The following is a 12,682-nucleotide window of genomic DNA, read 5'->3' on the forward strand; positions in this document are numbered from 1 at the left end:
CACCGATCAGAACGGCCACCTGCGCGGCGTCATGCCGCCCTGCACCAACATCAGGATGAACGCCTCCATCAGCAGCGTAAAACCCGAACCCGGCCGCGACCACGGCACTTCAACCGTCTTGACCCCGTGGTCCGGACACTCGACCCGCGGTTGCCGGGCGTGCAATAGCGTCTTGTGCTGAAAGAAGTTCAGGTGCCGCCAGGTCCGCTCCGTGCTGTCGTAGGCCCCGCAACCGGCGCGTCCGCACTCCGGGCAAGCGAAGCGGCTGCCGGAAGGGGAAGTCCAGCCAGAGTTCCAGCTGCTGCCGGTCCCCGGAAAACTCGATCTTGCTGACGACCCACGGCTCGGCCAGCCCCAATGCCACCCGGAACAGCTCCTGCATCTGATCGCGCATCACTCGGCTTCCTTGCAGTCTGGCCGCGAACTCTCCGGCGGCTTCCTTCTCACCGGAGGGAAAGAAGCCGGGGTTCAGGGGCAGAGCCCCTGGCGGGGGTTTGGGGCGGAGCCCCATCGGATGCCGCTGCGGCCGCCTGATCCGCCGCATCCTCTCCGACCGCCGCCCGATCGAAAAGCGCCAGACCCCGCACAACTTACGTCACCAAGCTCACGGTCTTACCCACACAAAACAGCGAGGAGCCTTCTTCCGCGGGCGTGCTGCTGGGCGATACACCAGCCGGATCGAAGGGAATCGCGTGCAGTACGGCGCGCTCGCCGCTGCGCGGGGTGAACGTCCATTGAATTTCCTGGCCGAGGATGCCGTGCATTTCCGGCCGCCTACGCAGGCGCTGCAGCAGCTCGGCATTCGCGCGGCGCTCGCCCCCATCCCCGGTCTCGATCAGGAGGTAGCCCGGCCGTCCCTGGCGCAATTGCCAGATGAGGTTGTCCACATCGTCTGGGTCCTCGTACCACGGTTCCCAGGCCGCTTGGGTGTAGAACGCGACGCGTTTCGCGCCGCTGCCAGAAATCATTCGCCGTCCGGCCACGGTCGCGTCGATCTCACACAAGTCGCGGGCAATGTGGGGGTACATGCGATCGGCGTAGTTGGGGGTTCGCAGGCCATAGAGCGCGAGCGGAAGAAACAGGAGCGCGCACAGCCCTGCCCCGATCCATGCCTGGCGCAGCTCCGCGAGCAGTGTATAAATGCGCGCCAGCAGCAGGGCTGCAAACGGCGTCAACAGGACGACGATCGGCAGGGTATGCCGCGGTGCGAGGTAGCCGAAGCGTTCGAGCAGCAGCATCAGCACGAGAAAGTGACCGGCGATGCACAAGGTGAGGCCGGCGAGTGGCCCGCGCAGCCAGAGGCGCCGCAGGTTCCACAGCGGTGGCAGTGCCAGCAGCGGAAGCAGCACCCGGCCGCCGCGGAGCGTCTCGTAGAACACCCATGGCGCAAGCAGGTACCAGGGGACCGCGCGGGTTTCGAGCCGGGCAAGTTCGAGGCCCGCGCCGCCGTGCTCATCGAATAGGGCGGAAGTGTGCGCGCCCCCGGCAGCGCCCAGGACATCTTCGATGGATTTCTTCGGAGAGAACTGCCCGACGGTTGCCCAGAATGGCACTGCCAGGAGTGAGAAGCCGAGGAGCAAGGCCGCGGCACGCGTACCCACACGCACGGCGGGCTGTGTGCGCAGGGCGAGCGCAAGAGCTCCCAGACCCGCGAGGGCCGGAATCACGCCCTCTTGCCGCGTCAGGAATGCAAGGCCGGCGCACAGACCGACAAGCAGCGCGGCATGATGCTGGTGGAGTCCGAGCAGTCCCCAGGCGGCGGCGAGAAAGAAGGCAAGGTGGAGCTGGTCGGACATCACGTCGGCCGCCAGGGCAATGTGATGGTCAAGCAGGGTTGCCGCGAGCAGCGCAAAGAGCGCCGCCAGACGCGCGTCGACGGGCAGTTCAAGCCGGCGCACGAGGCGCAATGTCAGGGCCCCGCTGAGCGCAACGACGGCGAGCCCCGCCAGGAGCGCGACAAGCTGTCCGCAGTACTGCCAGGTCCACGGAGAATCCGGTGCTCCGAGCAGGGTGGCAAGGCGGAACGTGCCGAGCAGCAGTGCCGGGTAGAGGGGATGCTGGACCGCTTCTGGTGACCTGAGAAATGCCCAGCCCTCCTGCTGCAAGCCCTGGGCATACCAGCAGAACGTGACACCGTCGCGCGCGATGGACGGCAGGTTCGTGGCCGTGCCCACGCCACGCCGCGGCGAGGAGCAACACCAGCACAACACCACGCCGAAAGGCGGTTTGCGATAGGCCGGGTTGTGCAGTGACGATGTGCATGCGGTGATCAAACCAACAGTGGCGCGGTCGGGGTGGCCGCTCGCGGTGGACCGGCTTGCGGGAATGCCCATCGCGTGGCGCTTGGGTTCTCGCAATCGTGCGGCACGGCGTCAGGTGCGCGCGGTCTCGAGTGCGAGCACGATACGGGTGAGGGCCGCGGCACTGTTGACTCCCATCTTCTGAAGGATCCGTTTGCGATGGACTTCGACGGTACGCTCGGCGATGCTGAGTTCGTTGGCGATGGCCCGATTGATGCGGCCGGTCACGATAAGCCCGAGCACCTCGCGCTCTCGGGGAGTCAGCAACTGCATGCGGCGGACGGTTTCCTGCCGTGCGGCGCGTAAATCACGCGTGGCGCGATCCGCGGCAATCGCTGCCCGGACGCGCTCGACGAGGAGCTGGTCGTTGACCGGCTTTTCCAGAAAGTCGAATGCGCCGGCTTTCATCGCCTGAACTGCCATCGGTATGTCACCGTGGCCGGTCAGCAGGATTACCGGCGGATGCAGGGGGTCGCGGGCGAGGCAGGCCTGGAGCTCGAGGCCGCTCATGCCCTGCATGCGCACATCGAGCAGCAGGCAGCCGCGGCGCTGGACGTCATACGAGCCAAGGAAGGACTCGGCGGACGGGAAGGTGGCTACCTGCAGGCCGGCGGCTTCAAGCAGGAAACGGAGCGCCTCGCACAGGGCCTCGTCATCGTCGATGACAAAAACAGTCGCGTCAGATGGGCGCATCGGGCTCCTCCGCGGCGCGTGGTAGCACGAAGCCAAACGTGGCGCCGCCTTCCGGCTCCGGGCGGGCCCAGATGTGGCCCCCGTGAATTTCCTCGATAATCGTACGGCTGATCGACAGTCCGAGGCCAGTGCCGGTTGTCCGCGTGGTGAAGAACGGTTGGAAAAGATGCGGGCGCACCACATCGGACAGCCCGCTGCCGAAGTCGCGCACCGTGACCTCGACGCCACGGTGGATCACCGCGGCGCTCACCAGTACGCAGCGTTGCGGCGGGGGTGTGGTGCGCATCGCTTCGATGCTGTTGTGAACCAGGTTGAGTACAACCTGCGTAATGAGACTCCGGTCGATGCGGACACGTGGGAGAGTGGTGTTGATCTCCAGCCGTAGTTCGGTGCGTTCGCCGCGCGCGGCAAGGTCGGCGAACCCAAGTGCTTCCTCGAGCACCGGTACCAGCGCGGTGGCCTGCAAGTGGGGCTGCGCCTTGCGGACAAACGACTTGAGACTGCGGACGAACTCGCCGGCGCGTTCGGCCTGCTGGGCGATCCGCGTGAGTGTACTGCGCGCATCGTCGGGATTCCATGGACCGCTCGCCAGGCGCGTGAGAGCTCCGCGAGCGTTGTACAGCACGGCCGAAAGAGGTTGAGCAAGCTGGTGCGCCAGTCCCGAAGCCATCTCGCCGACCGTACTCACGCGGGCGACGTGGGCCAATTGGGCCTGCTGCCGACGGGCTTCGGCTTCGGCCTGACGCTGCTCGGTGACATCGAGTGCGGTGCCGAGCAAGGCAGGATTTCCGTGATGATCGATCGGTGCGGCTGAGAAGTCGAGCCGCCGCTCTTCGCCCGTGCGCGTTACCACCGCGAGTTCGTAACGGTCCACCTTGCCGGGACCAGTGCGCCAATGGTTGATGCGATCGGCCACGGGTTGACGCAGCGCAGGACGTACGTGGTCGATGATCGGGATGCGTAGAAACTCGTCCCGGCTGTAGCCGAGGAGCTGGAGCGTTGCCGGGTTGGCGTACACGGCGTAATCGCCCTCAATGATGACGACCAGGAGCGGCAAGGTCGCGGCGAGCGTGCGGAACATCGACTCACTTTCACGCAGCCGGGTTTCGGTGCGGCTGCGCTCGGCAAGCTCAGCGCGCAGTCGTTGGTTGGCCTCAGCCAGTTCGCGGGTGCGCTGCTGAACCAGTTCTTCAAGCTGCGCCCGGTAGCGTTGCAACTCGGCTTGCGCGAGTTTCTGCTCGTGGATGTCGCGCGCTACGCCTACGAAGCCAGTTACCACTCCAGCTTCGTCACGTAGCGCCTTGGTGTGCCAACCCAGCCAGCGCCAACCCTCAATTGTCCGGGCACGCTCCTCGACATAGCAGTAGTAGGGGGGGTGGCGTGCGGTTTCCAGTCCGGCGAGCGCGGCCGGCAGATCCTCCGGATGAATCAGTCCGAGGTAGCCGCTGGTCAGCAACTCCGCTTCGGTCTTGCCAAAGGTCCGACAGTAGGAGGGGCTGACGTAGACCATTTGCCCGGCCGCATCGAGTCTGACGACCAGTTCCGCCTGGTTTTCCACCAGCAGGCGGTGAGTCTCTTCGCTCACGCGCAGAGCGGCCTCGGCTTCCTTGCGATCGGTGATGTCGAGGCGCGTACCGGTGAGGCGCCGCGCCGTGCCGTCGGGGTTTCGCTCGGCGACACGGCCGCGCGCCAGCACCCAGCGGTATGCACCCGAGCGGGTCCGCACCCGGTGTTCGGATTCGTACTCATCCGGCCCCCCAAAGATCGAGGCATTCATGCGAGCCCCCACCTGCTCGATGTCATCCGGATGCAGTTGGGCTTGCCAGTCGTGCCCGAGGTGCTCGAACTCCGCGCGCGTATAGCCGAGCATTTCGGCCCAGCGGTTGTTAAATACGATCTCGCCGGTTACGAAGTTTTGATCCATGAACCCGAGATTGGCGCCTTCGAGCACCACTTCGAGTCGCGCTTGGCTCTTGCGTAGCGCCTCTTCGGCCTGTCGGCGGGCCGTGACGTCAAGGACGGCGATCTGGATCTTCTGCGCAGAACTGGGCGACCCCGCGACCCCCAGGGCCCCGCGTGCTTGCAGGCAGATCCAGGTGCCCCCCTGGGTACGCACGCGCACCTCGATATCGAAGTGTCGAACCTCACCCCCAAGTAAGTCGGCTTCCACCGCTGTCACGAACGAGATGTCATCGGGATGCACGTACTCGCGCCAATGGACAAGCAGCCGCCGCGTTTCTTCGTGCGAGTAACCAAGCAGATTCCGGAAGCTCTCCGTATAAGTGAGTCGACCGGTTGCGAGGTCACGTTCAATGTAGCCGAGGCGCGCCGCCGCCAGGACGGCGTGGTCGAGGGGGGCTTCCCGGTCGCCTTCAGAGTGGGATGCCCCGGTGACGGTACTGTTCCAGGCGTGAAACGCTGCGGCAAAGACGGCAGTTTGTGCGTCCGCATGGGGTCCGTGCAGGCACGCGCTCGCCAAGTCTCCCACCGAAGCTCCGAGCAGGGCCAATTCGTGCCCTAACCGGGAGGCGGCACGTTGATCCGCGGCAAGGTTCGCCTGGGTTGCCGCCGTGAGCAGGTCCGAAAGGGTGCGGCGGGTGGCGGTTAGGCGCAGGTTGTTGCGATCCGCCTGGTCCATCGGCAGAGATCTCTTTGGCGGGGGAGCAACCCGCCCGGGTGGAAACATAATCGGGGCGAGGAACGAGGGCTATCGTAGGTCAGAATTTCGGATTCGCATTGTGCCTGGTTTGCATATATCATGAGATCATGATACAATGTATGTATGATAGATCTCAACCACTTGGCCCATGAACAAAACACCGGGGGTGAACCGATCCCCCCGGCCCGTCTGGCCGCCGCGGCGCACCTACTGCGTGTGCTTACACACCCGGACCGCTTGCGCATCTGCGAATTGCTTTTGCACAAGCGAGCCTCGGTTGGTGAGCTTGCGCTGCACATGCAACGCAAGCAGAACGTCGTGAGCCAACATCTTAATCAGATGCGGGCTTATGGAATTGTCGCGCCGGAGCGCGCCGGCCGGACGGTCTATTACCGCGTTACGCATCCGGGACCCTCCTGGCTGCTGGCATGTATTCGAGCGCATGACCTGCCACCCGCAGATCAGTCGTAGTGCGTAGTGCTCGGTTGGGGCTATCCCGGAAGAGCAGTTTCAGCACGAAAGCAATCTGCCGCCGGAGTGGCAGCACAGGGAGTACACACCATGAAAATCGTGATTGTTGGTGGGGTAGCCGGTGGAGCCACAGCCGCAGCGCGAGCCCGACGACTGGATGAAGCGGCGGAGATCGTCATGTTCGAGCGGGGGCACGAGGTGTCGTTCGCAAACTGTGGCCTGCCGTACCACATCGGCGGCGAAATACCGCAGCGCGCGGCACTGCTCGTGCAAACCCGGGCGGGCCTGGCGGCCAGGTTCCGGTTGGACATTCGCACACGCACGGAAGTGGAACATATCGATGCCGCTGGTCAACGTGTGCGTGTGAGAGATCTTGAAAGTGGCCGTACATACGAAGAGTCATACGACCGGTTGCTGCTTTCGCCGGGTGCGGCCCCGTTGCGACCACCCATTCCTGGGGTCGAACACCCCGCGATCCATACACTGCGCAACATGGCCGACATGGATCGCATCAAGGGCAGCGTTGATGCGGGTGCGCAGCGGGCGCTCGTCGTCGGGGGCGGCTTCATAGGGCTCGAGATGGCGGAGAACCTGCGTCGTCGAGGCCTGGAAGTGGCGCTGGTCGAACTGTTGCCGCAGGTGATGCCGCCCTTCGATCCAGAGGTCGCGGCCCGGCTGCACCAGGAACTGGCTGCGAACGATGTACAACTCTACCTCGAAGACGGCGTGACCGCCTTTGAGGATGCAGAGGGTGGTGTGCGAGCTACGTTGCGGAGCGGAGCCCGCCTGGAGGTCGACCTGGTCGTGCTTGCGGTCGGTGTACGGCCGGATACCGGGCTAGCGCGGGCTGCTGGGTTGAAGCTGTCGGAGCGCGGCGCGCTCCTCGTGGATGAGGTGATGCGCACGAGCGATCCGTATATTTTCGCGGTCGGCGACGCTGTGCAGGTGGAGGATGCGGTGCTCGGGGGACCCGCGTATCTGCCGCTCGCCGGTCCCGCCAACCGGCAGGCCCGCATCGCTGTCGATGCGATGCTCGGTCGTGCGAGCCGCTACCGTGGCGCACAGGGCACGAGCGTCGTTCAACTGTTCGACGTGACCGCCGGTATCACCGGGGCGTCGGAGAAGGTCTTGCGGCAGCGGGGCGTGCCCTATCAGAAGGTGTATGTCCAGCGCGCACACCACGTGACCTACTACCCCGGCGCACAGAGCATGATGATCAAGCTGTTGTTCGCCCCTGAGGATGGCCGCGTGCTTGGTGCGCAGCTTGTCGGCGGAGCAGGCGTCGACAAGCGCCTCGACGTACTGGCGACGGCACTGGCGGCGGGGTTGACCGTACATGATCTGGAGGATCTCGAGCTGGCGTATGCGCCACAGTTCGGTGCGGCCAAGGATCCGGTCAACATTGCGGGCAACGTGGCCGTGAATGCACTTCGTGGAGAAGAGGAATTCGTCGATCCAGCGGTACTCGACGAGGCCGGCCGCACGGCCTATACGCTTTTGGACGTGCGCGAACAGGCGGAGTTCGAGGCCGGACACATTCCCGGGGCGTGCTGGGTGCCGCTGGCCACGCTGCGCGCGCGATTGGGCGAGCTGCCGAGTGCTAAGCCGCTGGCGGTGTATTGCGGCGTGGGACAGCGGGCGTACTACGCAACACGCATCCTGCGGGCTCATGGACTGCGCGCGTGCAACGTAGCGGGCGGCTTCGCGCTCTGGTCGCTCATCCATGCACCTCGCCCGAAGCCACGGCCATTGCACCGCCGCCCCTTGTCGACCTTGACTGCGAGCACGTCACCGAGCGGTGTCGCAAGCGAGGAGAGCGGCTGCTGCGTCGGACCGGCCACGACCGTGAAGAACAGTGCGGTGGCGGTGGTGACCCGTGCGGCGGCGCGCACGGAGCCGCACACAGCGAGCGTCACCAAGTCACCTGGGCAGATCGAGCTTGACTTGCGCGGGCTGCAATGCCCCGGACCGCTGGCGGCGCTCGCCGCGGCCGCGCGCGCAGCCGCACCCGGGGCACTGCTGCGCGCCCGGGCGGATGACCTCGGGTTCTGCGGCGACGTCGATGCGTGGTGCGCGCGCAGTGGGCACAAGCTCGAGTCGACACACCGGGACGGCCGGGAGTTCGTGGCGGAAATACGCTTGCATACTGGGGCTGATGTCGCACCGGCCGGGAGCCCGGCGGCCGCAAACAGCACCCGGAAAACGTTCGTCGTCTTCTCCGGCGACCTCGATCGGGTCATGGCCGCGCTGGTCATCGCGAATGCAGCGGCTGACATGGGCGACGAAGTGACGCTGTTCTTTACGTTCTGGGGTCTCAACGCGCTGCGGAAAGAAGCGCCGCCGCCGACGAAGAAGGCGCTGCTCGACCGCATGTTCGGCTGGATGATGCCGCGGGGAGCGCAGCGGTTGGTGCTATCCAAAATGCACATGGGCGGCATGGGTACGGCGATGATGCGGCACGTGATGCGCAAGAAGGGCGTCGCGGACCTGCCGACGCTGCTCGCCAGCGCGCAACAGAAGGGTGTGCGTCTGATCGCATGTTCGATGTCGATGGAGGTGATGGGATTGCAGCGCGAGGAACTGATCGATGGTCTCGAGATCGCCGGGGCCGCGCGGTATGTGAATGAGGCGAGTCAGTCGGGCGTCAATCTCTTTATCTGACGCCGGCGTGTGAGTTGCGTTCCTGCCTGGCCGGCTGCGGCGCGGCAGTCACAGGTGAAAGAGTTTCCGGTGTGACGAAGGCACCCGGGCCCAGCGTGGGTGCGACGGCGGAAACGACATACCGTCGTTTGCCGGACGGGTCCGGCGGGATTTCGTCAACGAGTCGCACCTTGGCGCACACGTCGGGTCCGAAGAGCTGGCGATAACGTTGGGCGACGCGGTCGCATGTGGCCGCGTCGAAGCCAGGGCCGGGCACGAGCAGGATCTCAAATTCGGTTAGGGTGTGCTGCCAGGTCTTGAAGGCCATGATCCCCGGCTCGTCGCGCAGTACGTGCGACGTCACCGCGCCGTGGCAGAGCCGACCACCGGGCAGCACGATGAAGCCGGTGATCTTGCCGCCGGTGAGCTGCATCGTCGGGAAAGGCAGGCCGCAGAGGCAGGGCTCAGCATCGAGCTGGCCGGCATCACCGACGCGATAACGGATCAGCGGCTGTGCCCGTGTGTTGAGGGGGGTACACACCAATTCCCCGACGGTGCCGGGCGGAACGAGGGTTCCGGCGCTCAGCACCTCGACAAGGATGTGCGGTGTCAGCAGGTGCATGCGGCGGGCGGGGCAATCGTGTGCAATCAGGCCAACTTCACGGTTACCGTACTCTTGCGCAACAGCGCAACCGAACACGCTGCGCACGCGGTTGAGGTGTTCGGCAGTGGCCTCCTCTCCGGTCAGCACGACCAGTTTCAGATCGGGCCAGACGGGGGCGTGTTGTTCCGCCGTATATTCGGCGAGCACTGCAAGCGCACTGGGGTAGCCGTACAACACGGCCGGCCGAAAGCGCTGCAGGGCGGCGAGGTGCGCGGCGAGATGCGCAGGTGCGAGCGAAAAGGCATCCAGCAGGCGTTCGTTCAGGAAGGCATCGCGCCAATGCCGCAGATGTGAGCCACGACGCTCCAGCGGTGCGCCCCAGAAATGGACCCGCCGTGCACCCACGGATACCCCGAAGCGACTCTGCATGAATAGGCGCGCCGCCCGGTCCTGTGTCTGGCGCTTGCGATCGATGAAGAAGTGCAGCGTGTCACCCGTCGTTCCGCCACTGGATGAGGGTTGCAGGCCACCGGGTACGTTTCGATAGGTCATGTCCGGTGCATGGGTGCGCACCGTGGCCTTGTCGAGCACGGGCAGGCGGGCGAGTTCCGTATATGGATCGTCACCGTGTGGATCCAGCCGACAGCGGCCGAAAAGAGTGCTGTAGTAAGGCAGCCGGGCGACCGCGAACGCCAGCAGTTTACGCAGCGCGACCGCCTGCTCAATGGCGACCGTACGCGGGGCGCAGTCTGCGAGCGACTGGAGGCGGCGCACTTCGCGCAGTGTGTCGCGGCCCTGCAGCCACTCGTGCAGCGGATAGGTCACGGACTCGACAAGCCATGGGGCAAGCTTCACCGGGAATCTCCGATGGGCGCCAAGACCGGTGGGGCGGGTGCGGTGATGGTTGAGCACGCGGCCCGAATTGCACTGCGCTGTGCAGGGTGCGGAACGGTGTCCTCGGCAGGCGACGAGTAAACCCGGGGTGCGACCCCCGGCAGTACCGCTGCATACACCCGGGATAGCGCAGTGGCCGTTCGCGCGGGACCATACTGATCGCGGATGTGTTGATGGCACGCCGCGGCGGCACGGGCACGGTACTTTGGGTTGGTTGCGAATGCTGCCATGTACTTGGCGAGCACCGTCGCATCCCCGGGGGGAACAAGTGGTGCAAGCCATTCACCGTCGTGGGCAGCCAGTGGCGCGAAGATTTCGGGTAACGCGCCGACGGCTGTGGCGACAAGTGGTAAACCCGCGGCGGCGGCTTCGAGCACCACATTCGGTGCACCTTCACAGTGGCTTGGGTGGACGAAGCAGTCTGCGGAAGCAAAGAGCGCCGGACGTTCGGCCGGGGCGATCGGCCCGAGCCAGTGGGTGTGGGTGGTGAGTTCAAGTGCGGCCGCCTGGCGCTGCCAGGCGCCGAGTTCTTCGGGTGTGGCGGGACCGGCGATGAGCAACTCGCAGGGAATGTGGCGCTCCTTGAGCAGACCGCCGGCCACCAGCAGGTCGGTCAGTCCTTTCGCCCGGGTGAGCGGCCCGAGGAACAGGAAGCGGCACGGCCGGTCGGGTGGTGTGGTGGAGGCGCGCGGGGCTGCGGCGAGCAGGGCCGGGTCGTACGCGTTGGGCACAATGTACCAGTGCGCACACGGGCTGTAGCGCCAGAGACGTTTACGCCAACCGGAACTGAGCACGATGACCGCATCCGCCCAAGCGAGGCCGGTGCGCGCCAGCAGTCGGCGCCCGGGACCCAGCGCGGCGAGGAAATCGGCAAACCCTCCACCGCGGATGTGCAGTGCTACGCGCGTGCCGGTGGTGTGTGCAATTGCGACATCCAGCAGGTTGCGCCAGAACGTGAAGCCGCTGCACGTGTGGATGTGGAGTAGTGCGATGGGCTCGGACCGCAAGCGGTGCCACAGGGTGTGCAGCGCCCGGACGTGACGCGCCATGGCCGTGCAACGACCGAGGATCCAAGGGGTACGACCGCTGTCTGTGCTGCGCTGGGTCGTCGGCAGGAGTGCGAGGTCGAAGTCCGCGGACAACGGGCCACGGAGCAGGTTTTGAATCGATGTGACCATGCCGCCGGTTTGTGGGGGCGCAGGGCCGAGCATCAGGATGCGCGCGCGAGCCGGCTGGGTGTTACTTCGGTTCGGACCGCAGCGTGTGAGGGCATGATGGTAGAACGCTTCGTAGCGCCCAACCATCGCCGTGTTGCTGAAACGCGCCTGCGCCTCCCGCTGAGCATGGGCAGCGCGGCGCAAGGCCGCACCCGGATCGCCCAGCGACTGATGCAGGGCGGCCGCAAGTGCTGCGGGGCTCGCCGGCGGCACTAGCAGCGCAGTGTCCGGCGACCGGAGCAGCAAGTCCGTGTGCGGAGCGTCATCCGGCGAAGCGGAGGGCAGCGCGCCGACGTCACCGACGGCTGTCGCAACGATCGGTACACCCTGTGTCATGGCTTCGAGCACGACGTTCGGCATACTCTCGCTACGGCTGCTCAGGCAGAAGACATCGGCGCCCGCGAGGAGTTTCCAGGCGTCAGGCTGGGGTCCGCACCAATGTACGTGTGTTTCCAGTTGGAGCGTCTCTACTGCCGTCGCGACACGTACCGCGTAGGCCCGGTCGATCACGCCGCCGACGAGCAGGAGCCGGGCACGCGGCCAGTCGCGCCGCAGTCGTGAGAATGCGAGCAGCAGGTCAAGCGTGCCCTTCTCGGGCCGGAGATTACCGATGCTCAGCAGGACGGGGCCGTCGAGTGTGCAACCGGCCAGTGCCGCGAGCGCTTGCCGCGCTGGTCCGCGCGGCAGTGCGGGCAGATCCAGGCCGTTGGGGAGGTGCACCGCGCATGCGGCGAGTCGGGGGTGGAGTCGGGTGCGCAGAGCCTGCGAGTTGAGGCCGATACCGGCCACCCAGCGATCGAGCGTGCGGGCCAGCAGGTGGTGTCGTGACGGTGACCCGAGCGGCCAACCGTGCCAGACATGAACCACCGTCCGGCCCTGCCACTTCGCGGGGAGGAAGCTGGCAACCAGGGCGGCACAACTGTGGGCATGCACAAGATTGATACGGTCGGTAGCCAACCAACGGCCCAGTCGCACAGGCAGGGACAGATCGCGGCCCTGACTCTCGGCGGCCCGCACCGTGACGCCGGCCGCCGCCAGCGGGTTGCAGTCGATGCCGGGCGTGCGCAGGCAGTACACGAAGACGGCCTGCCCGCGCGCCGCGAGCCCGTGCGCCAGGCGACGCAAGCAGTGTTCGGAACCCCCGCCCGCCAGGGTATCAATGACAAGCGCGATTCGCAGCGGGCGCGGGTTGGGGGCATTCATC

Annotated in this window: 8 protein-coding genes; 2 read left to right on the top strand and 6 right to left on the bottom strand. The window is 66.0% G+C overall.

Going from position 1 to position 12,682, the window contains the following annotated elements:
* Positions 1-6: 6 nt before the first annotated feature.
* The 4 genes from IPM18_09515 to IPM18_09530 all read right to left on the bottom strand — a co-directional run bounded on the left by IPM18_09515 (position 7) and on the right by IPM18_09530 (position 5,631).
* A complete protein-coding gene (locus tag IPM18_09515) occupies positions 7-387 on the bottom strand; it encodes a transposase family protein (protein MBK9119820.1) in 381 nt (126 codons plus the stop codon).
* Between the two features lie 203 nt (positions 388-590).
* Positions 591-2,333 (bottom strand): hypothetical protein, encoded by a 1,743-nt coding sequence (locus IPM18_09520; protein MBK9119821.1) that lies wholly within the window; start codon positions 2,331-2,333, stop codon positions 591-593.
* Positions 2,334-2,372: 39 nt separating this feature from the next.
* A complete protein-coding gene (locus IPM18_09525) occupies positions 2,373-2,993 on the bottom strand; it encodes a response regulator transcription factor (GenBank protein ID MBK9119822.1) in 621 nt (206 codons plus the stop codon).
* Positions 2,980-5,631 (bottom strand): PAS domain S-box protein, encoded by a 2,652-nt coding sequence (locus IPM18_09530; GenBank protein MBK9119823.1) that lies wholly within the window; start codon positions 5,629-5,631, stop codon positions 2,980-2,982. The genes IPM18_09525 and IPM18_09530 overlap by 14 nt, the downstream gene beginning before the upstream one ends.
* A 144-nt stretch (positions 5,632-5,775) precedes the next feature.
* Between IPM18_09530 and IPM18_09535 the strand changes: the two genes are divergently transcribed.
* A complete protein-coding gene (locus IPM18_09535; protein ID MBK9119824.1) occupies positions 5,776-6,123 on the top strand; it encodes a winged helix-turn-helix transcriptional regulator in 348 nt (115 codons plus the stop codon).
* Positions 6,124-6,213: 90 nt separating this feature from the next.
* Positions 6,214-8,784 (top strand): FAD-dependent oxidoreductase, encoded by a 2,571-nt coding sequence (locus IPM18_09540; GenBank protein MBK9119825.1) that lies wholly within the window; start codon positions 6,214-6,216, stop codon positions 8,782-8,784.
* On the opposite strand, the gene IPM18_09545 is transcribed toward IPM18_09540, so the two are convergent.
* Both IPM18_09545 and IPM18_09550 read right to left on the bottom strand, forming a co-directional pair.
* Complete coding sequence (locus IPM18_09545; protein ID MBK9119826.1) at positions 8,777-10,222, bottom strand: phenylacetate--CoA ligase family protein; 1,446 nt, start codon at positions 10,220-10,222, stop codon at positions 8,777-8,779. The two genes, IPM18_09540 and IPM18_09545, sit on opposite strands and share 8 nt — an antisense overlap.
* Entirely contained in the window at positions 10,219-12,681 is a 2,463-nt protein-coding gene (locus tag IPM18_09550) for a glycosyltransferase (protein ID MBK9119827.1), read from the bottom strand. Before IPM18_09550 ends, IPM18_09545 begins: the two co-directional genes overlap by 4 nt.
* Position 12,682: the final 1 nt, after the last annotated feature.

This window comes from Phycisphaerales bacterium, from assembly GCA_016716475.1.
Lineage (GTDB): Bacteria > Planctomycetota > Phycisphaerae > UBA1845 > Fen-1342 > JADJWG01.